Consider the following 23,454-nt stretch of genomic DNA (forward strand, 5'->3'; position numbering starts at 1 on the left):
TTCGTATGTGAAATGTATGAGATACGCATCGTATGTCAAGTCCATATACGCTTCGTATCTGAAATTGAGGGATTGAATGGCGAGGAAACGCAGTGAAACGATGCAGGAAAACCGCGTCAAGCTGATCGCGGCGGCGCGCAAGACCTTTGCGGAAAAGGGCTATTCGGCAGCATCGATGGACGAATTGACCGCTGACGTCGGCCTGACACGCGGCGCGCTCTACCACAATTTCCAAGACAAGCGCGGGCTGCTGGCTGCGGTGGTCGATCAGATCGACACGGAGATGGCGGTGCGCGCTCAGGAGATCGGAGCGCGCGCAGGCAGTGATTGGCAGGGCCTGCTTGCCGAGGGTGCGGCCTATATCGAGATGGCGCTCAATCCGGAAGTCCAGCGCATCGTCCTGCTCGACGGACCTGCGGTGCTGGGTGATCCCTCGCAGTGGCCGAGCCAGAACAATTGCCTGCAGGTGACCAAGAGCACCGTGGAGCGCCTGATCGCCCAAGGCATCCTCAAGCCGCTTGACGCAGAAGCGGCCGCCCGATTGCTGAGCGGCGCCGCTCTCAATGCGGCTCTCTGGATCGCCGCCAGCGAAGATCCGCAAAGCGTGCTGCCAAAGGCGGTCGAGGCTTTTCAGGCCTTGGCGGCAGGTTTGCTGGTGCAGCGTTTGTGATCGACCAAAGGCCAAAGTCGAGCGAAGGGACGTTCACCGTGTGACGGCGAAAGTGGCTCCTTCTCGTTACTCGCTCTTCGATGCGAGAGTAGTGAAGCGGCACGGCCTTGATCGGTGGTCGTCGGTTTATGTTCACCACCAGAAACACTGGGCGAGGAAGCCAATGGCGTAGGATGGGCCTACGAAGCTGAAGGATTGCAGGTAGTGGGCGAAGCGGGCTCCCACCGTGCGACCTATGCGGATCACACTAGTCAAACCAACAAAGCTGTACCTCGGAGCCGCCCGAGGGGAAGGCCAGTGTGATTTCAGGGGTTCCCGCTGTGTCATATTTTCTTGAGAAGCGTTAATAAGGTTCCGCTGGATTGCCCGGTGTGACGGCGATACGCGCGACCCGAATGGCCGTGTTACGGTCCATTCTTGATCGGGAGAGGATGGCAAGCGATGGAAGCCGCAGAACTACGATATAATTGGGCTGATCCTGACGTCTACGAGACATTCATAGGGCGCTGGAGCGAACATCTGGCAAGCCCATTTCTCACACGTGCCAATATTGCTCCGGGCAGTCGCGTGCTCGATGTAGCATGTGGGACAGGTGTGTTGTCGAAAGCACTGGCCGAAGCGGGAGCGCATGTGATCGGTGTTGACGCATCGGAGGGATACCTGGAAGGAGCCCGCCGTCGACGATCCCACCCCAATATCGCCTATGAACACGGCGATGTCCGGCATATGCGGTTCGACACTGACTTTTTCGATGCGGCCGTTTCCACGCTGGCCCTGGACGTTATCCCGGAAATTGAACAGGTCGTTGCCGAGATGAAGCGCGTGACCCGTCCAGGCGGCGTGGTCGCGTCCGCCGTTACTCAGTTCTTGGGCGGCATGCCCGCCTTCGATCTCGTTATTAACACCGGCGCCGTGCTTGAAACCGACTTCGCCAGGCTGAGATCCATGCGGGCGGGGCGCCAGCTCTTCTGGCCTAATGGTCAGGCGACGTTGTGGCGGAAGATCGGCCTCGTCGAGGTGACGGAAATTCCCGTTGTCGTGGATTGCGAGTATGGGTCCTTCGCGGATTATTGGGCTACGTTCACCGACGGCCCAGGCAGCATCACAAGCATATTGATGGCACTTTCGGACGACGCCCGCGGTTCGATCGAACAGCATGTTCGTGCCGGGTATCTGGTTGGCTTGCCCGATGGACCCCGGTCATTTCCCATGATGTTCCGTGTGGTGCGTGGCTTGGTCCCAGCCTGATTCTGGAGAGCATGCAATGGGCCTGCGAGGGCCCGGTGTGGGCCGTTTTCAGACATTAACCCCGCGGGTTGATCATCAGCCGTCGTTCCTCGGCGGCCAAAAAGCTGCCAAGCCGCCAACGACCCAAACCGGTCATTGGCCGTCGCAAAAATCCGCCGCGAAACTCCAACTTTTGCGACAGAGTTTTGCGGCGAGGATCCTCGAACGCTTTCAGGAAAGACCGGACGTGTCGCAAAAGTCAGGAGTTTCGCAACGCGACAACCACAGGCTCGCCTTGTGGGAAGCTGATAACCTCCCTTGGTAAAGGCCAGTCCGCTGTAGTTTCCGGCTCGCCGTCCCCGTCAACATCGGCGCTCCTGAGTCGCGAAGCGAGCTGGTCTAGCGTTGTCCTCGCCTGTTGCGACAACTCGGTTGAAATGGGGGAAAGGTCCTTTGATAGACCCCAGTAATCCCACGGCTTCAGTTCCAGCTTACGCAGGGCCGCGATTTCTCGAAGCAGGCTTCCCGCGACGAACCACTCCCCCCCAAGGTTGAGGCTCGACACGCCAAATCGCGAGGCGATGCCCGGTTCGTCTTTAATCCGAAACCATGCCTCGTTTGCGGTTAGAAACCGCTCGCGCGGTACGTCCAATGTGTTGAAGGAAGCTCCACCGGCCGCCGCAAATTCCACATCGAGCCGTTCCCAGTGCTGGCCATCATGCCATTCGCAAAGCCAGTGATCTTCCCAAAAGTCGGGAACGATGTAGTCGGCAAAACCGACGCGAAGACGTGCCGGGATACCCTTGGCGCGAAAAGCGCTCGCTGCCAGAATTGCGAAATCCCGGCAGAGGCCACCAACCTTGATCTGCGTAGGATCGCCTTCAAACAAGTTGCGCTCGGCGGCGACAGCCAGAATCTCGGTTACGGAACGAAGCTCCAGATCGATGACCTGTTTAGTGGTAAAGCCTCGTTCCTTCGACTCGGCACCGCGAGGATGCTGCATGAACGAGCTAATCCACCGGGCAATCAACTCCGGCGCGTCGCCCCCGAGCATCAAGGCTTCACGATACGGGCCGGGTTCCGAATAAATACTTTGGGAGGCATAGAAGGTTTTGCGCATTGTCGTCTCTCTCCGATCGAGGATTGAGACACGACAAGAAGGGCAAATTTTCAAAAATTGTCAATCGGGTGCCTGTCGCGAAAATCCCGATTAAAGCGACACTCGTTTTCCTGACTTTTGCAACGTCGCAGAACAGACGGTTTTGCGATGCCGGCAATGTCTGCTGTTGGCGCAAATCCGCCGCGCGCACAGCGGGAAATATGCCGATCGCGGACTTTAGGGAATTGCCTTGGCATAGTCTCGGGCTCGAAGAGTTTTGCGGCCGCGAAATAGACTTGCGAATCGCATAAGTGTGTGCTTATGTGTTCGCATGATCGAGAGTGACATCTTCCGAGCCTTGGCTGACCCCACCCGCCGCGCGATCTTCGAGAAGCTGGCGGCGGGCGGCATGAACGCCAGTGCCCTGCGTGAGGGCATGGAGATCAGCCAGCCGGCAATGTCGCAACACCTCTCGGTTTTGCGGAGCGCAAAGCTCGTGAGGGAAGAACGGCAGGGGCGTTTCGTGAATTACGAAGTCGATCCGGACGGGCTGGCTCTCATCGCACAATGGTTGGCGAAATATCGCGCCTACTGGCCTGCCCGCATCGAAGCTCTCAAGGTCTTGCTGAAGGATATGGACCAATGAACGATGGAAAGGCCAAGGAGCGGAAAGACGGCATCGACCTGGAATTCGATCTGGATGAACCGCCGCAAAAGGTCTGGCGTGCAATCAGCATTCCGGAATTTCGGGAAAACTGGTTGCCGAAAGACGCTTTAGCCGATCCCACCCCGGCCACGATCACACCTGGCGAGGAGGTCCGTTACAGCCTGCGCGACGACGCTCCGCCTTTCCTTGAAAGCACGGTGACGTTCACGATCGTCCCGAACGCGACCGGCGGCACCCGCCTGCGCATTATCCACGAGCTGACCGACGCGAGGCTTGACCGGATGGCGAAAACGCCCGCGAACAGCAACGGTCCGCCCCTCATGCTCGCCGCCTGACGCGGTAAGCTCTCCCCTTTGATGTCTGCAAGATTGGAGTTCGCCGATGCGCGAAGCGATGCAACTCGTCCCTATGGTCATAGAACAATCCAGCAGAGGGGAGCGGTCTTTTGACATTTACTCCCGCCTTCTGCGCGAACGCATCATCTTCCTCAACGGCGAGGTCAACGATACCGTTTCCGCTCTGGTCTGCGCGCAGTTACTGTTCCTCGAGGCCGAGAATCCAAAGAAGCCGATCAATCTTTACATCAATTCTCCGGGCGGTGTCGTGACCAGCGGCCTCGCCATGTACGACACCATGCGCTTTATCCGCGCGCCGGTTCATACGCTTTGCATGGGGACAGCCCGTTCCATGGGATCGTTCCTGCTGATGGCAGGCGAGGCCGGCGGAAGAGCTGCTTTGCCCAATGCCAGTATCCTCATTCACCAGCCATCCGGTGGCTTCCAGGGGCAGGCTTCCGACATGATGATTCATGCCGAAGAAATTCTGAAGACCAAGCAGCGCATGACGCGGCTCTACGCGGAGCATTGCGGACGCTCCTATGAAGACTTTGAGCGCGGGATGGATCGCGACCGCTTCATGACGGCGGAAGAAGCATTGGAATGGGGTCTTATCGACCGTATTCTAACGGTTCGGGAAGACACGGCCAGCCTATAGACAGTTTCATGGACGCAAAGAGTCCAGATGGGGCGGAACCGTTGCTGCGGCTATCGGTTAATCCGCTGAGGTCGCGGCGTGCCAATCGGACGTGACGGAGATGGTGAACGCACCGGTTTTTCCGATTTCTCGGTGCGGGCAACGAAATGCCAGGCGAGCACCTTACCTGTTCGCCGCGATCTCATCCCGGACAACAGGATTTCGCGAGGATCGAAACCGTCAACCAGGGCCACACATCGCTCACTGTCGCCTGAGCGCGGAAACCGCCGCCCGCCATCAAAGGCGATCGAACGGGCGAGCGACCATGCTCCGTGTGGATCGATCAGAGGAGGAGAGGGCATGAGCGAGAATAGTTGGAAGGTCGGGCTTCGCGCGAAGCTGGAGGATCTCGTCGACGACTGCGTTATGGCCGGGGCCAGGCAGCAGGACGTTTTCGATACGATCATCAGGGAGATCGGCAATCTGCGCGCAGCCCTTGAGCGCGATGCTGACCCTGCGGAGGACGACGCTGCTGTGATAGAAGAGCCTGCGAACGATTGGCCGGCGGCCGACAAGTGACGTGAAGCCGATCGGGGAGGGGCGCGCGGCCTGTTGGGGCGGGGCTTATGGAACCAACTGGCGCCGCGGAAGGTTATAGTCTTGGCGATCGGTTTAGCTTGATCTGCGAGACGTGACAGCCCGCCGGCCGCTCATAATTCACAAGGGGGAATTGCTATGGAAAGTGCAGGTATCGGCTGGATCGCCGCAATCATCATCGGCGGCATTGCCGGCTGGCTCGCCGAAATGCTGATGAAGAGCAACATGGGCGTGCTGATGAATATCATTCTCGGTATTGTCGGCGCCATCGTCGCCAACTTCATCCTCTCGCTCTTCGGTGTCGTGCTTGGCGGATGGCTGGGTTATTTGATCGCGGGCTTCATCGGAGCCTGCATCCTGATCGCCATTGCGAGAATGGTCAGGCGGACGGCCTGATCAAACAGAAGGCGGCCCCGCAAACCGGCCGCCTTCATTACGTTTCGGGTTAGCCCGCCTGATTGCTCCCGGGATTCCGGCGGCGCAAAACGCCGCCGGGACGTTCTGTCAGGTCTCGATGATATAGACGATCGTTAGGGCATCGGGATCGACGATGACGATCCGGCCGTCTGCAAGGATAAAGAAGCGGTAGCTTTCATACTGCGGAACGATCTTCACGATGCGTGGCGGCAGCGGTTCGAGACGAACCTTCTTCGGGATCGTCGTTCCGACGGAGACCGTGAAATTCACTTCCTTCACCGGCGCAACATGGACCTCCTTCACCACTGTGCGAATTTCGGTCTGCTGCTCGACGGAAATGTTGACGTTGGTCTTGGTGTTGGACGTCTGATTGTTCGTCGTGGTGTTGTTGTTGACCTTGGTTTCGGAAGAGCTTTTGCTCGTCGTCGAAGAGTTCTGATCGGTCGACTGTTTCGACGCATCGCCGCTTTGCGTGGTGGCGGCGTTGCCCGAGCCCTCTGCAGGCTTGGCATTTTGCGTGCTGCTCTTCGTGCCTGAGGTGGCCGAGCCGCTTGTATCGCTGCTGCCGGATTTGGCGGCGGGCTTCTGTTCGGTCGTGGTGGCGCCGCCGGCGTCTTGGGATCCGGGTTTGGTTTCTGTCGAAGCCTTGCCGGAGGCACTTCCCTTTGTCGAAGAATTATCGTTCGAAGGCTGTTCGGCGCTCTTTTTCATGTCCGAACCCTGACCCGATTTTTGCTGCGATGACTGGCCCTTGCCTTGCGGGCAGGCTCCCGAAGCGTCGGGGGTGCAGTCGGCGCCGGTGCCGGTGACGCTGGAGCCGGACTGCGAACCGGCGTCCGTGCCCGTCTGCGAACCGGACTGGGCCTGGCCGCCGCTCTTGGTGTCCTGCTGGGCCGCCGCGGGCAGTGTGGCAAGCGGCGATACGCTGAGTGACAACGCTGCTACGAGCATGGTGAGATGGTTGCTTTTCATGATCGATCTCCGAGGTTTCGGGCACGCGATGCCGCCCCGCATTCTCATGCGCCGCATGCGTGCCCTGACTGTTGATAGGGGGCGGCGTCAGCCGCACGTGGTCACTGAATGACCTGGATGACCTTCCGGGAGGAAGGTTCGACGATGACACGCTGATCGTTGACGATCGCGTATGCATATTTCGGGTCGTCGGGAATTGGTGTGACGACCACGGTCTCCGGCAGGGGCTGTCCGACGACGACCTTCTCCTTCACCACGACGCGCGTGGTCGGGGCGGGAGCCTGCTGAACATAGGTCAACACCTGCTGTGGCGGCGGATCGATGACGCTACCTGCCACGCCGCCGACGATGCCGCCGACAGCAGCACCGACCGGGCCGCCGACAATCGCACCCGTTGCAGCACCGCCTACTGCTCCTGTCACCGTCGAAGACTGCGCAAAGGCAGAGGTCGATGCCAACAAGATGCCTGCGGCGATTCCTAGTGCTTTGATATTCATCTGTTTTCCTCCTTGGATGCGGATGGTTCCGCTGCGGAGACAAACCGAAAGATCGAGGAAGTGTTCCAGACGTCGGACTTCATGCCGGGGCCGGTCCGACCTTGGTCCTAGCGTAGGATTCGCCCGCCTACTGCGTGGGAAAACGGCTGAGCATTCGGTCGTGGACGTTCTCCCAGCCGACGATCATCGCGGCAAGCGAGATGGCTTTGTCGCGGTCCACAGCCTTGGTTATAAAGCCTTCAAGCAGGACGACAGGACCGAGCATCCTGATCTCGATGGCACTGCTGTCGATCTCAGGATCAGCGGAGAGGGCTGCTTCGATTGTGGCGATCGTGGATGCCGAACTATGGCCTTGCGAGCAGCGCTCTTCGTGATTGTAGTTATCGGGGCCGAACTTCATTTTCTCCTCCTGTTCCGCCCCTCCACGGACGTACACATTACCTCGCATTAGATATGAGCGGCGTGCCCTGACATCACCAGCCGGACTTAAGTCCGGCTTTCCCTCGGCACGATCCGCATTAAATTCTCCTGATCCTTGCTGAAAGGACGTCAGGGAGGTTCTAGCAATGTTGCCGACTCCAGTCAGAACCTCCCTGATGACGCTTGAATTTATCGACCAGTGTCGAGCGTCCGAGCTCGGCAAGGAGGCGATGAATAGGAATGCAGGCGGTCGGTCATAGGGAAGCGCGCGAAAGCGAGGACTTTGCTCCTCTGATGCTTGTGACAAGCGGCAAAGGCTGGGCGCTCTGGCGCCATCCTGATGTCGACCCAAATGTCTGATTTCGCCTCCGGCTACAAAGACCGGGTTTGTGATTTTGCCATCTGGCCGAGCCGGTCCGCCACGGGCTCAAGGGTTGAATGCAGCTCGGCATCCACCTCCGTCAACTGCATCAGGTGACGTCGAGATTGCGCGGTCTCGTCCGGGCGTTCGACAGACGAAGGGACGATTTGCTGGTCGAATTTCGACCTGTTCACTCGCGGTGGATCACGACCGGTTGCTGTTGTCCTCACGAGACGATGACAGTGTTGTCTCAGGCGCAGGCACTTCTCGAATGCAAGCCGAACCACGAAAGATGGTTCGCTTTTTAAGATCGACCAGATCGTCACAAGTGACAGATACGTGTTCCTGGCTTGGCGGAACTCCCAAAATGCGTATTTCTGGGTGGCGTTGATTGCGCTTCGGGTTGCGTATTGGGGGAGTTGAGGGTTTGCCGCCAGCGAACGCCTGATAACTTCCAGTGCGCCTCGGCCCATTGGCAGGTGATTGGACGACATGTTGCCGGGATACTGCCGGTATCCAACCAGCCGTTCGGGGATGACTTCGATTTGATAGCGCGCGGCCAGCTTGAGTTCGAAGTCGAGATCTTCGCAGCCGCCAATTCCTGCAGCTGCATATGAGCTGTCAAATCCGCCAATCTCGAGCGCGACATCCCGACGGACAAGAAGCGCGCTTCCGTTGCCGACATATTTGAAAGTCAGATGCCGGGCGAAGATATATCCTCTGGCGGCATCGGGCCGGCAGGAGCGAAGGATCTCGTCGTCACTATTGATGATGTAATGCAGCACATAAACCGCAGCCCACTGTGGGGTTAAGCGATTGAGCGCATTCACCTGCTTTTCGATTTTCGTGTAATGCCAGAGATCGTCCGCGTCAAGAAATGCCACAAACCGACCTGCTGCTTCCCGGATGCCGGTGTTCCTTGCTGCGGCAACGCCGCGGTTTGGCGTGGACAGCAGGCGGATCCGCGAATCTGCCAGCGCCACTTGCTCGACCACCCTTGCCGTATCATCGGTAGAGCCGTCATTGACGACGATGATCTCCAGGTTCCGGTAGGTCTGGCGCCCGGCGGATCGAAGTGTGCGTTCGATATAACGGGAAGCATTGAAGGCCGGGATGACCACCGAAACCAGCGGCCCGTTGAAATGACGAACGTCCCTCCGATCCGTGTCTGAAGAGAAAAGCATTCCAGATCCCTCATTCGGCCAACAATAATTCTCTTCGTTCTGATGATGGGCTATTCAGTCACGCACTATTCCAATTTCGGGCGACCCGAAATGAACTTTCGTCCAATGCAAATGCCCTCGCGCGGAAGGAAGGGAAGATATGGTGGCCGCAGTGGGCGTTCCGGATGAACTTGCCACCGCGACCGCCCCTTTTCTTCGGGTGTTCTAACATGCGTCCAATCAACCTCCAAAAAGAAAGCCCCGTCGCGAGTGGCGGGGAAGTTAATTTTCGACCGAAGGAGTGGGCCGCACGACAGCATCGAAGGGTCGCGGTATCAAACTTGCCCCCGGCCGGCCCGGCCCGTTACTCTCGCCGACCGCATTGCTTCCCGAGCTGGCGCATATACCTAGCGGAGTGGAAACACTCGCTTGGTGGCTTTGGGCTGTCTCGGGGACGGCGGCATTGACGGAAACCTCGCGGAGGATCGTTCCCTCCTCGCTGCAGATTGCGATGCCGAGCGGAATTCTTTGCCTTCTGGACAAAAGAGCCGTTGCGACCAGTTCTTGAAGGCTCTCCATGGCTTCTGCAGTTGCGACATAAAGATCCGGGTACTCCTGGCCCTCGGTTTCCAATACTGAGCCCTCCATGTGCGTGATATGAAAATACAGCGTCAGCAAGGTACACCTCCTTCACAGGTGCTGATTAACGCGGATCTGCTTCAGAAGTTTCGGTCAAAACCGTACACTCGCTCGAGCGGCCCCACCACAAAGCTTGGAGGGGCGGATCGCGATCCGGAATCAGAGACAGGAATCGTCAGTCAGAAGCGCGTGGCAACTCTGCTTCACGGCGGATCGGATGGGCCGCTGTGCTCCATTGGTCTCGCGCGTGGAGAGACGACGTCTCTCCAGCGTTCAAGATGACAAAAGGCTGTGAGCCCGAGAGATAGTGCAGCGAACGGAGCGATAAGTGAAAACCAACCGAGGGTCTCAAACCCGCCTCGCCAGCCGGGCTTAAGTCCGCCTTTCCCTCGGCGCCATCCGGCCTGGATTCTCCTGACCCTTGTTGCACAAGAAACCAACTTGACGCATCCCTACCAGGGGGATAGGAAGACGCCTTCATCAGTCAAGGGTCTGCAATGTTCGCCAGCGTCAGGGAATGGTTCGGTTTCGGTCAAGGCGGTCAGTCCCATGGCCACAGTCACGGCTCGCACGGCCACTCGCTTGGAGATGCCGGAGGCCATGGTCACACGCACGGTGTCGTCGATCCCAGCATCGCTTCATCCGAGCGCGGCATCTGGGCGATCAAGTGGTCGTTCGTCATTCTGGCGATCACCGCGGCGCTGCAGCTTGTCGTCGTCTTTTCTTCGGGAAGCGTGGCACTGCTGGCCGACACCATCCACAATATCGGCGATGCCGCCACAGCAATTCCTCTGTGGATCGCCTTCACGCTGGTCAGACGGAAGCCGTCGAAAACCTTCAATTATGGCCTCGGCCGGGTCGAGGACCTTGCCGGCATACTGATCGTGCTGATCATTCTCTTCAGCGCCATCGTCGCCGGCTATGAGGCAATCGACCGCCTGCTGAACCCGCAGCCGATCACCCAGCTTCTGGCGGTGGCCGTGGCCGGCATCGTAGGCTTCATCGGTAACGAAGCGGTGGCGGTGTTCCGCATCCGCGTCGGCAGGCAGATGAACAGTGCCGCGCTGATCGCCGACGGCTACCACGCCCGCACCGATGGTTTGACGAGCCTGGCCGTCGTGCTCGGCGCCGTCGGGGTCTGGCTCGGCTTTCCGCTCGCCGATCCGATCATCGGCCTGCTGATCACGATCGCCATCTTCGGCATCGTCTGGCAGTCGGCGCGCGCCGTTATCACGCGGAGCCTCGACGGCGTCGAGCCCGGCATCACCGACGAGATCCGTCATGCAGCAGAGCATGTCGAGGGCATCGGTGGTCTGACGGACGTGAAGGCTCGCTGGATCGGTCACCGTCTCCATGCCGACGTTACGATCTCGGTCAGCGGCGACAAGCCCGTCGCGGATGCCAGCGCCATCGTGGCCACGCTTCGCAATGAGCTTCACGCACATCTTCCGGCGCTTGGTACGGCGACCATCCAGATCGCCGAGGCAGCCGCCGAAGCGCCCACCAGCCATCGCGGCCACGGGCATCACCACGCACCGGCGGCGTTCACGGTGAGTTCCCGATTGGCGACCGGAGTGCTGGAGATTGTCGAAACGCCGGAGGGTGAACGCATGCGGCTCTTCATTTCGAAACACGCTAGGGGACTTCAGGCCGTCGTGGAAATTGCCCGCGATGGCCTTGTTGAGCGGCTGCCGCTGCTCCCTTCGCCGGCCGATCATCACGCTTTGATCAGCAATGTCGCTCCGGCCGAGCCTCATGAGTTCGACGCGGTGCTGAAGCTCATGGCAGGCGTCGAAGTCGACGACCTTCCGTTTCGAATGGAAGAGCCGGAAGGCCATCATCACTGACTTGTCGCGGAGGCGGTCCCCGGCGTAAGGTCGAGCGCCCTTCTCCTCGGAAGGATCGAGAACATGGACACGATGACCGAACCTCACACCCACGCCACCCATCCGGAGATCGTCAAGCGCCTGAAGCGGGCCGAGGGTCATCTGAAGAGCGTCATCACGATGATCGAGGCAGGCAAGCCGTGTCTCGATATCGCCCAGCAGCTCTCCGCGGTGGAGAAGGCGATCATCAACGCCAAGCGGACGCTGATCCAGGATCATCTCGATCACTGCCTCGAGGAGACGGTTGGCGCCCTGCCGCGCGACAAGCGGCAGTCCATCGACGAGTTCAAGACGATCACGAAGTATCTTTGACGGCATGGCCGACCTGCTGGCCTATCTCGGACTGTTCGCCGCGGCGCTCGGGGCGGCGACCATCATGCCGATGCAGTCGGAAGCCGTTCTCGTCGGCCTTCTCCTAACCGAGAAGTTTTCCACCTTCTGGCTCCTCGCCGTCGCGAGCCTGGGCAATGTGCTCGGCGCGCTGGCGAACTGGCTGCTCGGCCGCGGCATCGAACGCTTCAGGGAAAAGCGATGGTTTCCGATCGGCTCGGTAGCGCTCAACCGTGCGCAGGGCTGGTATCGCCGCTTCGGCAAATGGTCGCTGCTCGCAAGCTGGCTGCCGATCATCGGCGATCCGATCACTGTGATCGCCGGCGTCCTGCGGGAGCCGCTGCCGACCTTCCTGGTGCTGGTTGCCATCGCCAAAGTAGGGCGATATCTCGTGCTTGCCGCAGCGACGACGGGGCTTGCGTGATGTTCCAGCAGATCGTCGACGTCCAGCGTGACATCTACCTCGCCTTCGCCGGCCACATAAAGGAATTTGCTGCGGGCGGAGGCTGGGCCTCGTTCCTCGCCTTCCTGCCGATGGGCATCGTTTTCGGCGCCGTCCATGCAATGACGCCCGGCCACAGCAAGTCCGTTCTTGCCACCTACCTTGCCGGATCCTCCACCAGGGCGCACCGGGCGCTGCTTGTATCGCTCGCGCTTTCCTTCACGCACGTGACGATGGCAGTCCTCATCGCGCTTCTCGCCCTGCCGCTGGTGTCACATTCCTTCGTCGACGCCGGATCGTCTCCAACCCTCGAAGTCGTCAGCCGGGCGTTGTTAGGCGTCATCGGCCTCTGGATGCTGGCGTCGGCTTTGTTCCGGCACGATCACGCGCATGCGGAGGGCGAAGGGTTGTTGATGGGGGTAGCAGCCGGGCTGGTGCCGTGTCCGCTCACCCTGTTCGTGATGACCTTCGCCATGATCCACCAGGTCGTCGTCACCGGCCTGCTGTTCGCCTTCACCATGATGATTGGCGTCGGGCTGACGCTCTCCGTGGTCGCCCTCCTGACCGTGGTTTTCCGAGACCGCATCGCCTATCTGATGAGGACGTGGCCGCGGCTGCTGGGTTCCGTATCCCGTGCGACGGGTGCACTCGCGGGGCTGGTGCTGGTTGCCGTCGCTGCGGTCGAGATAGCGAACTGGCTGGCACTTACATGAGGGCAATGATGCGTCGAACAAAAATGGTGCTGATTGGCGCGACTGCGGCGCTGCTGGCGGCGGCAAGCGGCGCCCAGTGCGAGGAGACGAAGTCGCCGTTCCAGCGTTTCGCCGAGCGGTGCCTCGAACTCGGGCCGCGCTACGACCAGGCGGTCGCACTCGCTAGGGAAAGCGGCTGGCCGGATCTGGCGGACGACATGACGATGGGCATTCAGCCTCTCGGGAAACCAGCGACCTTCCAAGGCTGGCTCGTGAATTCGGACGGCACTTCTCCTTTCGAGGCCGTGGTGGTCGCACGTGGGGCGGTTGGTCCAAAGACCGTCGAGAGTTGCACCATGGCGTTCGCTGGGACCGACGCGGCCGCATTCGAACTGAGTTTCGCCTCGACAGGAGCAGCGCGGGCTTCTGGAGAGCAAAAGGGACAAGGGCGGGTGCGGAAGTTCTTTGCGATCGAGCGCGAGGGCGTGAAGGAAGCGCTAACGCTCGACCTTCCAATCTATCCGAACGGCGCCGACGAGGTTGTGGCGAGCGTCATCGCCGAGCAGCGGATTGAAAACTGAAGCCGCTTGACAGGGCGATCCTGCTTTGAGAATTTCGGATCATGGGGCAGCGATCGCCCCACGAGGCTACGGCCGAAGAATCGCGTCCTTGAACCCGCACCAACGGAGGACGCGTCGTCATGTCGTCATTTCTTGAAATCAAACCTGATAAGCTCAATCGGATCGTCGGTACGCCCGCCGCCCAGACGCTGGTAGACGTCTGCTGCCGGCAGGGACGCAAGCTCAGTCGAGGCGTCTTCGCCTATCGCCAGTCGTTCGAGTTGGTTCCATGAAGAACGCGCCCCCACGGATTGCGATTGTCTGGCGCGGCGACCGGGAAGCCCGGCGAGCGGCCACGCCACAGAACAACCGCTTCCACCGGATCTTCGAAGAACTCGCGGCAGTCGGTCTTGCGCCGGAGCCAGCCGTCTTCGACGAAGAATTCGCCGAGGATGTTCTCGAACAGCTTCTTGCGGTCGATGCCGTGCTTGTCTGGGTGAACCCTCTCGACAACGGAAAGACGAGAAAGATCCTCGATCCGCTTCTGCGAAAGGTGGCGGAAGCCGGCCGATTTGTAAGCGCGCACCCGGACGTGATCCTCAAGATGGGCGTCAAGGAGGTGCTCTATGAGACCAGGCATATCGGCTGGGGCGTCGACACCCGTCTCTATCGCACCGCGGCAGGCTTCCGCGAGGCGTTCGTTCCAACATTCCTGGCCGCCGGGCCGCGCGTGTTGAAGCAGAACCGCGGCAACGGCGGACAAGGTATCTGGAAGGTCGAACTGATGGGAGCGCCCGCCGACGGTGCGACCTTGATCAGTGTGCTGGAAGCGAAATCAGGCAGTGTCCCTGAAACCATCGATCTTTCAGACTTCATTTGCCGTTGCGAAGCCTACTTCACGGAGGGTGGCTGCATCGTCGATCAGCCGTTTCAGTCCCGCCTGCCTCAGGGCATGATCCGCTGCTACATGTCTGGAAGCAGGGTCGTGGGCTTCGGACAACAGTTGGTCAAGGCGCTGGTGACGCCACCGTCAAGACCTGGCCGGGAACCACTTCAGCCTAGTCCACGGATCATGTATCCGGCATCCGCAGAACCATTCCATTCTTTAAGGACACGAATGGAAAAGGAGTGGACGCCGGAAATGATGTCGACGCTTGGTATCGAAGCAGCGTCGTTGCCGATCATCTGGGACGCCGATTTCCTCTACGGGGCACCAGACGCTGCAGGCAACGACAGCTACGTTCTCTGCGAGATCAACGTCAGTTCCGTCTTCGCCATTCCCGACGAAGCCCCTGCGGAGATTGCACGCGCGATCGCGTCGCAGCCGCGCCGGTCCGCGGTGTAACTCTGTCTCAGGCGCATTGATCCCGCATATCAACTGATGTACACCTTTTGAGGTACGTACATCATTCACCTGCCTGACGGGCGGAGACGAGCATTGCGGGGCCAGGGTTCCGGGCCTACAGTTCGGCCAGGGAGTGAATGGGATTTCGGAAGGGGATCATGACGGGTTTGCAACTCAGTCCAGATTTTGCCATCGTTGATGAACAGTCGCTTCGGGCGCTGTTCGAGCCGACCCACGCTCTGGCAATCGTGAAGTGTCAGAATTCCCTTGGCGAGCACGCGCAGGAATTCATCAGGCGCTCGCCATTCTTCTGCATCGGCACGCAGAGTTCGGAGGGAAAGGCCGACGTCAGTCCTCGCGGTGACCCTCCGGGGTTCGTCAAGGTTCTTGACGAGCGCACCCTGGCGATCCCGGATCGACCTGGCAACAATCGTCTTGATACCTTAAGCAACATCATCGCCAATCCGAATGTCGGACTCTTGTTTCTTGTCCCCGGTTTCGACGACACATTGCGCGTCAACGGCCGGGCAAGCCTGACCAACGATCCTCAACTGTTGACGAGCATGAGCGTTGCCGATCGTCTGCCGAAACTCGCGATCATCGTCAAAATAAGCGAAGTTTCATGCATTGCGCCAAGGCGTTCAGACGGTCCCACCTGTGGAGCCCGGAACATTTCCAGGACCGCACGGAGATGCCCTCGCTGATAAAGATCATTCTGGACGAGACGACAGGGGCGCCGAAGGACGGGGATGAAATGCGGAAGATGGACGAAGACCTGGAACAAGCCTACCGAAGGACACTTTACTAGCTGCCCGGCGCGGGCTTCAAGCCGGTCTCTTTCCCCGCCAGCATCTTGAATCCGATCTGCAACCCTTGGAAAACCCATCGATTCAAGACAAGATCGTCCCGCTCTAGCGTTTGGGGGAAATCTTGATGGAAAACCACGAGCCGTTTTTACGCGAGGCGATTGCGCTCTCGAAATCCGCTGTGGCAAACGGCGACGAACCGTTTGGCTCGGTGCTGGTGAAGGACGGCGAAGTCATCCTGCGCGCCGAAAACAGCGTCTTCACCGGCCACGATATGACCAACCACGCCGAGATGAACCTGGTTAAACTGGCGGCGCAGCATTACGACACTGCTTTTCTCGCCGGCTGCACGCTCTACACCAGCACCGAACCCTGCGCGATGTGCTCCGGGGCGATTTACTGGTCGGGCATCGGGCGCATGGTGTTTGCATGCTCCGAAACGCGGCTTGGCGAGATCGCCGGGATCGGATTGAACGTGCCGAGCCGGGCGGTGCTGCAAACCGGCGCACGCATCGTCACGGTGGTCGGCCCGGACCCGAAGCTCGAAGACGAAGCCGCCGAAGTCCATCAGGAATTCTGGCCGAAGCATCTGGGCAAGGTTTAGCCTCTTTCGTCCGACGTGCGTATTCGCCCATCAGCCAGATGCGGCGGACGATCACAAAGCGATCGGCGGCTTCTACGTCGTCTGGCGTTCAGGGATTGACCCAGCGGGAGGAGGTCAGCGCGCCCAGATGATCGTAGGCGAAGACTGCGCGTCGGTTGTCGACGTGGCGCAGCTGGAACCAGTCCAGCGTCTCGGCCCGGAAGATCAGCACCCCGAAGAAGGCCCGTCCATCGGCGTCTGCGGCCCTATCCTCGCTTGCCGGCCGCTCGCCGATGTCGTCGCCCGGCGGCCCGCCCGTGTAGGTGCTGCGCGTCGATCGCGGCAGCAGGCTCCAGGCTTCAGTCGCGCACTCGCTTGCCGGTCCATGGAGTTCGGCCGATCCCTGCAGGCGAAGCTGCACTTTCGGCTGCGGGCCATAGCCGAGGATGGTGACCAAAGGATTGGCCGATATTTCCTGCCATTTCGGGCTTCTGACATCCGTATGGATTTCCAGGAGGCGCCGCCCCACATCCACGCGCCGCAGCACCACCATGCGGGCTTGCGGCCGGCCGCCGGCGTCGACCGAACAGAGGTTCAGGTAACGGAAGGCCGACTGCGGATCGGCGGCAGCACCTTCCAGCTCGGCCCAGGCCGATGCATCGACCTCGGCGAGGTTCACCGTGTCGCCTCCGCCTCAGCCTTCTTCATCTCGCCGGCCTTGACGTTCCAGTTGAAGCCCATCGCTGTTCTCCTTGGCGTTGAAAGCGATCCTGTCAGACGGACCGGGTAAGGCCGCCGTCGATCTTGAGGCTCTGGCCGGTGATATAACCCGCCCCTTCGGAAACCAGGAAGGAAATCGTTGCGGCCACTTCGGCGCTGGTGCCGTAGCGCTTCATCGGCACGCTGTCGCGGCGCTCCTCCGTCGGCGGAAGGCTGTCGATCCAGCCCGGCAGCACGTTGTTGATGCGGATGCCGTCGCCCGCATAGGTATCGGCGTAAATCTTGGTGTAGGCGGCGAGCCCGGCGCGGAAGACCGCCGATGTCGGGAACATCGCCGACGGTTCGGACACCCAGGCGGTGGAGATATTGACGATTGCGCCCGATTTCTGCGCCTGCATGATCGGCGTGACCAGTCGAACCGAACGGATGACGTTCATCAGATAGACGTCGAGGCCGGTATGCCATTGTTCGTCGGTGATCTCGGTGATCGGCGCACGCGGACCGTGACCGGCGCTGTTGACGAGGACGTCGACCCGGCCCCATTTCTCCATCGTGGCGTCGACCAGGCGCTTCAGGTCGTCGTTCGACTGGTTCGAGCCGGTGACGCCGATGCCGCCCAGTTCGGTGGCAAGCGCCTCGCCCTTGCCCGACGAGGACAGGATGGCGACCTTGAAGCCATCGGCCGCCAGCCGCCTCGCGGCTTCCGCACCCATGCCACTGCCGCCAGCCGTGATGATCGCTACCTTTTCTACTGTCATCGTCGCTCTCCCTACTCGGTTTGCACCCATTGCCGGGCGTTCATCCTTGGAATACCATGGGTCCCAAGCGGGAACGAACCAGTTTTCTTAAAATGTCCCAGTAGAAAAACTATCGAATGTCCATGTCCATCGGCAATCTTCCATCCCTCAACGGGCTCAAGGCCTTCGACGTGGCGGCGCGTCATCTGAACTTCCGGCTCGCGGCCGAAGAGCTCGGCGTCACCCAGGGAGCCGTCGCCCAGCATGTGCGGGGGCTGGAGGCGGAACTCGGGGTGACGTTGTTCGAGCGCCTGCCGAAGTCATTGGCGCTGACGGGCGAGGGGCGAAGCTACGTCGCCGACGTCAGGCGCGCCTTCGAACTGCTTTCAAACGCGACGGCGAACCTGAAGCCTCAGCCGGTCAAACTGGTGGTCAGCACGACGCCGACCTTCGCCTCGAGATGGTTGATCCCGCGTCTTCCGGATTTCACCTCGAGGCATCCCGATCTCGATCTCCACATCCTGGCGACGGACCGCATTTCCAGCTTCCAGCTCGACGGCGTCGATCTTGCCGTCCGCTATGGCAGCCCTCCCTTCGGTCCAGGCCTTGCCGCCGAACTGCTGTTCGAGCAGGAGATCATTGCCATCTGCAACCCAAGTCTCGTCGCCGTGGGAGCCGAGCCCAACAACGCCGAAGAACTCTCGCACTACACGCTGCTTCACGATGCCCATAATGCCTGGCCCGAATATATCGATCGCTTCCTCGGCGGCGGCGATCCCACGCTGTTTCGGGGCATCAGCTTCTCACAGACATCGCACGCGATCGAAGCTGCCATCGCCGGGCAGGGCATCGCTACGGCAACCCGCGCTTTCGTCTCGACCGACATCGAGGCGGGCAGGCTGAGGCAAGTCTTCGACGGCGCCCTCAGAGCGCGGTCGCACTTCTATCTGGTGAAGCCGCGATATCGGAAGTCTGACGCGGTGGAAAAGCTTCAGGACTGGCTGCGGTCAAAGGTGCAGAGCTGATTGTCGGACAGCCATCGCTCAAGGAATGAACCAACTGCGGCAGGATTGCGCCAGGAGCAGTCGTTGGCCGCGCGTGAAGGAATGGATCTGGGGCCGACAGCAGCCGGGCCGCTATGAAATGGAAAGACGCGAATTGCGGACTTTTCCTACTTTAAAAAGTCCGCAATTCCGAGAGTCAGAAGACTGGGCGGGCGTAGACGCGCCTCGTGTTGACTTGAACTGTCGAGTGGTTCCCGCTACGCGTCCGACGCAGCGGGTAGTGAGGCTTGTCCGTCCCCGACTTACGCCCTGGGGGCATTCCGTGCAGCCTCGAATACATCGCGCGCAGACCTCGTACCCGCTGCATGCTCCGTACCCTTGACCCCGAGGTCCATCCATCCCGCATTCACGGCCTCGTACATTTCTTCGGCGGGCCCGCTGTGGCCCTTCGGGATGCCGAATTGCTCTAACGCTTCCGCCCACCCTGCACGCGGGATTGCAAAGGCTTTCACTTCGCGATTCAGGACTTCGCCCAATTGCTCCGCGACTTCATCCGCAGTGACCATTGAACCAATCTCGACGATGCGCTGCCCTGACCACGCTGATCCGGTCAAAAGGGTTGCGACCTCTACGCCGATGTCGTTCGTCGCGACCATGGTCGATTTCCGGTTTGTCGGATTGTAGAAGACCGGTAGCGTTCCGCCCTGCGCGACCTGCAAGCCGAAAAGGAAATTTTCGAAGAATCCGCCTGCGCGCACAAATGCGACTGGCAATATCAGGTCGCGAAAACCTTGCTCCAGAAGCGACAAGGCCGTGATTACCCCGTGCCCGGTGGTTCTGTTCGCACCCATTGACGAAAGCGCAACCACTCGCGGCGGCGCTGCCTTAGCGAGCGCTTCGACATAATTTGCAATCACGCCTTTTGCTTCTTTGTAATCGGGCGACGGCGCCCAGACAGGGGGCAGCATGACAAACGCGCCTTCGACGCCTTTGAGCGCTCGCTCGATGGCTGCCGAATCGTTCCAATCGCCGTCAACCAGTTCCACGCCCTGGTTCGCCCAGTTAACCGCCTTCTCGCGGTCGCGGACCAGCGCGCGCACCTTCTTGCCTTGCGCTAGCAAATGCCTTGCCGTCGCGCCGCCCACGTTTCCCGTGATTCCCATTACTAAAAACATGCGTTTTTCCTGATGTTGAGGGACAGAGCACTGTCCCGGTTGGTTCAATGAACGAGCGGTAGAATGGCCCGGATGCGGGGATCGCGCAGATAGAGGCCGCCCCAAGTCATCGCGCCCAGAAGCAGCGAAATGATTTCCGGCGGCGACCCGAACTCACCGATGCGGACATGGGCGCAGATCGCGCCTCCCAAAAAGCCCGTCACCAGGATCGCGCCGAGGACGGCGGTGGCCGGGATGGCGTAGAGGATGGCGCAGGCGAGAATGATCGGACCGACGACTTGGGTTAGATCCATCGCGAACCCTGTTTCCTGCAACATGCTCGCGATCTGCGCCGGCGCGAAAAGCTGAATAGTGCCGTCTGCCACCAGAGCGATAACGACAAACGCGCTCATGATCCGGCCGGCCCACAGGGCGCGATGCAAGGTCACTGCTTTAGGCACCTGATGCAGTTTCATGGTTTCGGACACTTTCTCCGGTGGGGAACCTCATTTTCCGGAGCTTACTGTGCCTCGCACATGTGATAAATACTGCCAAAAAGAACGCATTGTTCTTTCAGAATGAAACAATATCAAAGCGTGAAATGCAAAACCTCGAACCCATCCTCATATTCATAACGGTAGCCGAAATGGGGAGCTTCACCCGCGCGGCCGACAGCCTGGGCATCCATAAGGGGCGGGCCTCCACGGCGGTCCGGAAGCTGGAAGAAGATGTCGGTGTCAGGCTCCTGCATCGGACCACGCGCAGCGTGCAGTTGACGGAGGATGGACGCGCATTTCATTCCCGTGCCCGCGATCTGCTTGCTGAAGTCGATGACTTACACTCGATGTTTGCTGGCGACCGCGTGGCACTCCGCGGGCGTTTACGGGTCGATCTTCCGACCGAGGTGGCGCGCACAACGATCGTGCCGGCCTTGCCTGACTTCATGGCGGCTCACCCCGACTTGGAGCTGGAAATGTCGAGTACGGATCGACAAGTCGATCTGGTTCAAGAGGGGTTCGACTGTGTATTGCGGCTTGGACCCATCAGGGACGAAACGCTGGTTTCTCGCCCGCTTGGCCTGTTGCGCATGGTCAACGCTGCGAGTCCGGCTTATCTGGCGCGCTATGGTATCCCTCGATCGCTGGAAGATCTCCAGCGTCAGGAACATCGGACAATTCATTTTTCGACGATGCTGGGCGCAAGACCCTACGGATGGGAATATCCGGACGGCGACAGCTACGCGACGCTTCAGTTGCCAGGTGCGCTGCACGTCAACAGTGCGCAGACCTACGACGCCGCTGCCCTCGCCGGCCTTGGCTTGATTCAGGCGCCACTCTTGGGGATTGGCCAATACTTTAAGAGCGGAGCGCTTGTGGAGATCATGCCCGATTTTCGTCGCCGGGCGCTCCCCGTGTCCCTCATCGTAGCACATCGGAGCAATCTGTCGCGCCGAGTCCGCGCATTCATGAAGTGGATCGAAGATGTGCTGACGCCGTATCTGGAATAGATGGCCGATTTCGGGACGACCCACTTTGCCCGAGAACGGCGAGGAGAAGGCGCAAAACAACCTTATCCTTCGATAACGAAAAAAGTCCGCTTAGGGCCAACGGGCCGGTGGCCCCTAAGTGCTGATATCCCCGACAAGTCCCATACATCGACCTTCACGGGCGTCGCTTTACCTGCACCAGGACTGGGCGAAGGTCGAAGCGATTGCCGACTGCGCCGACGCACCGCCGATCCTCCGGCTGCCGAGCAGAGCTGAATTCAGAGCAGCCGATCGATACATCGCTCGGTCTCCCACCTCCTGAGGAAATTTGCTTCCCGGGCAATCCAGCCGACGGTCTCGTTTCCCCATTCCTGTGCCCGGCTGGCATATTCGCCCATCAGCCAGATGTGGCGGACGATCACGAAGCGGTGGGCGGCTTCAAAGTCGGCTGGCGTGATCGGCCGGACGGCCCGATAGGCATCGACGAAGGCGTCCCACATGGCGGTCGACCGCCGGCCGAAGGATGTGTGCGCCCACAAGAACACCGACAGGTCGTAGGCGAGGTATCCCGGACCGCCATCATCGAAGTCGAAAAACACGGCTTCGCCGGCATCGTTGATCCGCGCATTGAAGCCGTGACAGTCGCCATGGCAATAAGTCCACGTCAAATCGCCGAAGGCTTCGATCGCCGTTGCGGTCCGCGCAGCGATGTCTTCAAGATCGCTGCGGACGTCCGCGTCTTCCACGACGCCGCTGTCGCATATGCGGGCAAGCGGCCGATGCAGCAGGTGGTCGAGGTCGAGCCGATAGAGCGCTCCCTCCGGCTGGAATGTCTCGGCGGCGTTGTGCAGCAAAGCAAGGGTCTTGCCGTTGGCCCGTGCATCGCCGGCATCCGTCGCATCCGGCTTGCGACCCTCGATCGCCCGGAAGAGCACGGCCTGACGCACGCCCTCCGTCGCCTGTCCCTCAACGAACAAGCTGCCCTCGCGTGTCGGGATGGGTTGCGGCGACGGGAACGCCCGATTGCGCAAGGTGCGCCAGGAACGCTGTTTCGGTCTTGACGTCGGCCGGGCCACGGGCGCGGCGATGAGAAAGCCGGAATACATACCGCTCGCCGTTGCTTGCGAGGGCAAGATACACATCATTCAGGCCGCGTTGAAGCAACCGGCAGGAAACCGGCCCGGCAAGCGGATAATGCCGATCGATGAACTGTTCGATGGCCGCAACCTGCGGGGTCGAATAGAGCGGATTAAAGTCGAGCATGGGCGCTGTACCATCGGGCTTTGCTGGCAGGCTGCTTCCGCGGTGAAAAGACTATGAAGGCGGTGGCGGCCGCAGGCACGTGCGATTGCAATAGGCTGCTGATTGGATAAGCTGAATGGCGCTATTAATAAAACCAAGAGATGAAAAACAAAATGCAGGCTTCGCGATTTTTGAAAGAAAACTCTATTTCGATTTCTGTGCTTTCCATCATTTTAGCTCTGTCGGGATGTGTCACTACGCAAAACGGTGTTGCTATTTCTGCGGATCACAGTCGGGCTCTGAGTGGAGAGCGGACAAAGATGGGCCAGTCCTACAATTTGAATGAAGACTGCACGGCTGCAACAATCGCCAATATAAAGTTGGTGGAAGCCCCGGCGCATGGCTCGGTTGAATTCGTCAAAGAGAATATTTATTCAAATTACAAGGATGGCATCCGCATTAAATGCAATTCCAGGAAATCTCTAGGCGTGTCGGAATACTATACTTCCAACAGCGGCTATTCTGGAAGTGACATGTACAAGGTGAGGGTGTCCTACGGCGAGGGGACCATCAAGGACGTCACCGTCAACATCAATGTGATCAAGAATTAAAGTAGGCCGCCGACTTCAATCTCGTCGATCATCGGCAAAGCCTGGGCCAACTCCGTCGTCGGTGGAACCGGCGACTGGATCTATGCGACCATTCGTGTCGCCTGCAAGCACCTAGATTGCTGCCATAAGTTTCAGGAGTTGACCTTTATGCAGAG

The 23,454-nt window shown here is 59.9% G+C and carries 28 protein-coding genes and 2 pseudogenes; 19 read left to right on the plus strand and 11 right to left on the minus strand.

Going from position 1 to position 23,454, the window contains the following annotated elements:
- Positions 1-76 precede the first annotated feature (76 nt).
- A complete protein-coding gene (locus tag AC244Q_RS03800) occupies positions 77-670 on the plus strand; it encodes a TetR/AcrR family transcriptional regulator (RefSeq protein ID WP_128408259.1) in 594 nt (197 codons plus the stop codon).
- A gap of 441 nt (positions 671-1,111) precedes the next feature.
- Positions 1,112-1,918: a class I SAM-dependent methyltransferase gene (locus AC244Q_RS03805; RefSeq protein WP_128408258.1), complete on the plus strand. Its 807-nt coding sequence runs from the start codon at positions 1,112-1,114 to the stop codon at positions 1,916-1,918.
- A 238-nt stretch (positions 1,919-2,156) separates the two neighbouring features.
- Here AC244Q_RS03805 and AC244Q_RS03810 read toward each other — a convergent pair whose 3' ends face one another.
- A complete protein-coding gene (locus AC244Q_RS03810) occupies positions 2,157-3,017 on the minus strand; it encodes a transglutaminase-like domain-containing protein (protein ID WP_128408257.1) in 861 nt (286 codons plus the stop codon).
- Between the two features lie 310 nt (positions 3,018-3,327).
- Between AC244Q_RS03810 and AC244Q_RS03815 the strand changes: the two genes are divergently transcribed.
- The 5 genes from AC244Q_RS03815 to AC244Q_RS03835 all read left to right on the plus strand — a co-directional run bounded on the left by AC244Q_RS03815 (position 3,328) and on the right by AC244Q_RS03835 (position 5,628).
- Complete coding sequence (locus AC244Q_RS03815; protein ID WP_012756446.1) at positions 3,328-3,642, plus strand: ArsR/SmtB family transcription factor; 315 nt, start codon at positions 3,328-3,330, stop codon at positions 3,640-3,642.
- Positions 3,639-3,998 (plus strand): SRPBCC family protein, encoded by a 360-nt coding sequence (locus AC244Q_RS03820; RefSeq protein ID WP_128408256.1) that lies wholly within the window; start codon positions 3,639-3,641, stop codon positions 3,996-3,998. The genes AC244Q_RS03815 and AC244Q_RS03820 overlap by 4 nt, the downstream gene beginning before the upstream one ends.
- Before the next feature lie 46 nt (positions 3,999-4,044).
- Positions 4,045-4,656 (plus strand): ATP-dependent Clp protease proteolytic subunit, encoded by a 612-nt coding sequence (locus tag AC244Q_RS03825; protein ID WP_012756448.1) that lies wholly within the window; start codon positions 4,045-4,047, stop codon positions 4,654-4,656.
- A gap of 339 nt (positions 4,657-4,995) precedes the next feature.
- Complete coding sequence (locus AC244Q_RS03830) at positions 4,996-5,214, plus strand: hypothetical protein (RefSeq protein ID WP_128408255.1); 219 nt, start codon at positions 4,996-4,998, stop codon at positions 5,212-5,214.
- 156 nt (positions 5,215-5,370) lie between these two features.
- Positions 5,371-5,628: a GlsB/YeaQ/YmgE family stress response membrane protein gene (locus AC244Q_RS03835; protein WP_017993268.1), complete on the plus strand. Its 258-nt coding sequence runs from the start codon at positions 5,371-5,373 to the stop codon at positions 5,626-5,628.
- 108 nt (positions 5,629-5,736) lie between these two features.
- On the opposite strand, the gene AC244Q_RS03840 is transcribed toward AC244Q_RS03835, so the two are convergent.
- The 5 genes from AC244Q_RS03840 to AC244Q_RS03860 all read right to left on the minus strand — a co-directional run bounded on the left by AC244Q_RS03840 (position 5,737) and on the right by AC244Q_RS03860 (position 9,740).
- Positions 5,737-6,621 (minus strand): DUF1236 domain-containing protein, encoded by an 885-nt coding sequence (locus AC244Q_RS03840; RefSeq protein WP_128408254.1) that lies wholly within the window; start codon positions 6,619-6,621, stop codon positions 5,737-5,739.
- 101 nt (positions 6,622-6,722) lie between these two features.
- The gene (locus AC244Q_RS03845; RefSeq protein ID WP_128408253.1) at positions 6,723-7,118 is read right to left on the minus strand and encodes a DUF1236 domain-containing protein; all 396 of its coding nucleotides are present in this window, start codon (positions 7,116-7,118) and stop codon (positions 6,723-6,725) included.
- 127 nt (positions 7,119-7,245) lie between these two features.
- A complete protein-coding gene (locus AC244Q_RS03850; protein ID WP_012756453.1) occupies positions 7,246-7,518 on the minus strand; it encodes a BON domain-containing protein in 273 nt (90 codons plus the stop codon).
- 392 nt (positions 7,519-7,910) lie between these two features.
- Entirely contained in the window at positions 7,911-9,083 is a 1,173-nt protein-coding gene (locus AC244Q_RS03855; RefSeq protein WP_487764149.1) for a glycosyltransferase family 2 protein, read from the minus strand.
- A 261-nt stretch (positions 9,084-9,344) separates the two neighbouring features.
- Positions 9,345-9,740 (minus strand): DUF6894 family protein, encoded by a 396-nt coding sequence (locus AC244Q_RS03860; protein ID WP_128405828.1) that lies wholly within the window; start codon positions 9,738-9,740, stop codon positions 9,345-9,347.
- A 458-nt stretch (positions 9,741-10,198) separates the two neighbouring features.
- Between AC244Q_RS03860 and AC244Q_RS03865 the strand changes: the two genes are divergently transcribed.
- The 9 genes and pseudogenes from AC244Q_RS03865 to AC244Q_RS03905 all read left to right on the plus strand — a co-directional run bounded on the left by AC244Q_RS03865 (position 10,199) and on the right by AC244Q_RS03905 (position 16,366).
- Positions 10,199-11,548 carry a cation diffusion facilitator family transporter gene (locus tag AC244Q_RS03865; RefSeq protein ID WP_128405829.1) on the plus strand — a complete coding sequence of 450 codons (1,350 nt, stop codon included), beginning with the start codon at positions 10,199-10,201 and terminating at the stop codon, positions 11,546-11,548.
- 72 nt (positions 11,549-11,620) lie between these two features.
- The gene (locus AC244Q_RS03870) at positions 11,621-11,899 is read left to right on the plus strand and encodes a metal-sensing transcriptional repressor (protein WP_024323399.1); all 279 of its coding nucleotides are present in this window, start codon (positions 11,621-11,623) and stop codon (positions 11,897-11,899) included.
- A 4-nt stretch (positions 11,900-11,903) separates the two neighbouring features.
- Positions 11,904-12,341, plus strand: coding sequence for a YqaA family protein (locus AC244Q_RS03875; RefSeq protein WP_128405830.1), 438 nt, complete (start codon positions 11,904-11,906; stop codon positions 12,339-12,341).
- On the plus strand, positions 12,341-13,072 hold the full coding sequence (locus AC244Q_RS03880; protein WP_128405831.1) for a HoxN/HupN/NixA family nickel/cobalt transporter: 732 nt from the start codon (positions 12,341-12,343) through the stop codon (positions 13,070-13,072). The genes AC244Q_RS03875 and AC244Q_RS03880 overlap by 1 nt, the downstream gene beginning before the upstream one ends.
- An 8-nt stretch (positions 13,073-13,080) precedes the next feature.
- Positions 13,081-13,632 carry a hypothetical protein gene (locus AC244Q_RS03885; protein WP_245460412.1) on the plus strand — a complete coding sequence of 184 codons (552 nt, stop codon included), beginning with the start codon at positions 13,081-13,083 and terminating at the stop codon, positions 13,630-13,632.
- Between the two features lie 119 nt (positions 13,633-13,751).
- Complete coding sequence (locus AC244Q_RS03890) at positions 13,752-13,904, plus strand: hypothetical protein (protein WP_164902273.1); 153 nt, start codon at positions 13,752-13,754, stop codon at positions 13,902-13,904.
- Positions 13,901-14,956: a Cj0069 family protein gene (locus AC244Q_RS03895; protein WP_128405833.1), complete on the plus strand. Its 1,056-nt coding sequence runs from the start codon at positions 13,901-13,903 to the stop codon at positions 14,954-14,956. Before AC244Q_RS03890 ends, AC244Q_RS03895 begins: the two co-directional genes overlap by 4 nt.
- A gap of 158 nt (positions 14,957-15,114) precedes the next feature.
- Positions 15,115-15,764, plus strand: a pseudogene (locus AC244Q_RS03900) (pyridoxamine 5'-phosphate oxidase family protein).
- Between the two features lie 125 nt (positions 15,765-15,889).
- Positions 15,890-16,366 carry a nucleoside deaminase gene (locus tag AC244Q_RS03905; protein ID WP_128405834.1) on the plus strand — a complete coding sequence of 159 codons (477 nt, stop codon included), beginning with the start codon at positions 15,890-15,892 and terminating at the stop codon, positions 16,364-16,366.
- 88 nt (positions 16,367-16,454) lie between these two features.
- Here the strand turns inward: AC244Q_RS03905 and AC244Q_RS03910 are convergent, their stop codons facing one another.
- Together AC244Q_RS03910 and AC244Q_RS03915 are read right to left on the minus strand one after the other, a co-directional pair.
- Positions 16,455-17,024 carry a pyridoxamine 5'-phosphate oxidase family protein gene (locus AC244Q_RS03910; protein ID WP_128405835.1) on the minus strand — a complete coding sequence of 190 codons (570 nt, stop codon included), beginning with the start codon at positions 17,022-17,024 and terminating at the stop codon, positions 16,455-16,457.
- A gap of 94 nt (positions 17,025-17,118) precedes the next feature.
- On the minus strand, positions 17,119-17,823 hold the full coding sequence (locus AC244Q_RS03915) for an SDR family oxidoreductase (RefSeq protein WP_128405836.1): 705 nt from the start codon (positions 17,821-17,823) through the stop codon (positions 17,119-17,121).
- Between the two features lie 116 nt (positions 17,824-17,939).
- On the opposite strand from AC244Q_RS03915, the gene AC244Q_RS03920 reads away from it, so the two are divergent.
- On the plus strand, positions 17,940-18,827 hold the full coding sequence (locus tag AC244Q_RS03920; protein WP_128405837.1) for a LysR substrate-binding domain-containing protein: 888 nt from the start codon (positions 17,940-17,942) through the stop codon (positions 18,825-18,827).
- A 281-nt stretch (positions 18,828-19,108) separates the two neighbouring features.
- On the opposite strand, the gene AC244Q_RS03925 is transcribed toward AC244Q_RS03920, so the two are convergent.
- Both AC244Q_RS03925 and AC244Q_RS03930 read right to left on the minus strand, forming a co-directional pair.
- Positions 19,109-19,981 (minus strand): NmrA family NAD(P)-binding protein, encoded by an 873-nt coding sequence (locus tag AC244Q_RS03925; protein WP_128405838.1) that lies wholly within the window; start codon positions 19,979-19,981, stop codon positions 19,109-19,111.
- A gap of 44 nt (positions 19,982-20,025) precedes the next feature.
- The gene (locus AC244Q_RS03930) at positions 20,026-20,448 is read right to left on the minus strand and encodes a DoxX family protein (RefSeq protein ID WP_128405839.1); all 423 of its coding nucleotides are present in this window, start codon (positions 20,446-20,448) and stop codon (positions 20,026-20,028) included.
- A 77-nt stretch (positions 20,449-20,525) separates the two neighbouring features.
- Between AC244Q_RS03930 and AC244Q_RS03935 the strand changes: the two genes are divergently transcribed.
- The gene (locus AC244Q_RS03935; RefSeq protein ID WP_245460414.1) at positions 20,526-21,467 is read left to right on the plus strand and encodes a LysR family transcriptional regulator; all 942 of its coding nucleotides are present in this window, start codon (positions 20,526-20,528) and stop codon (positions 21,465-21,467) included.
- A gap of 257 nt (positions 21,468-21,724) precedes the next feature.
- Here AC244Q_RS03935 and AC244Q_RS03940 read toward each other — a convergent pair.
- Positions 21,725-22,709 (minus strand): annotated as a pseudogene (locus tag AC244Q_RS03940) (phosphotransferase enzyme family protein).
- A 140-nt stretch (positions 22,710-22,849) separates the two neighbouring features.
- On the opposite strand from AC244Q_RS03940, the gene AC244Q_RS03945 reads away from it, so the two are divergent.
- A complete protein-coding gene (locus AC244Q_RS03945) occupies positions 22,850-23,299 on the plus strand; it encodes a hypothetical protein (RefSeq protein ID WP_432431714.1) in 450 nt (149 codons plus the stop codon).
- Positions 23,300-23,454: the final 155 nt, after the last annotated feature.

The sequence above is a fragment of the Rhizobium sp. CB2179 genome (genome assembly GCF_057653455.1).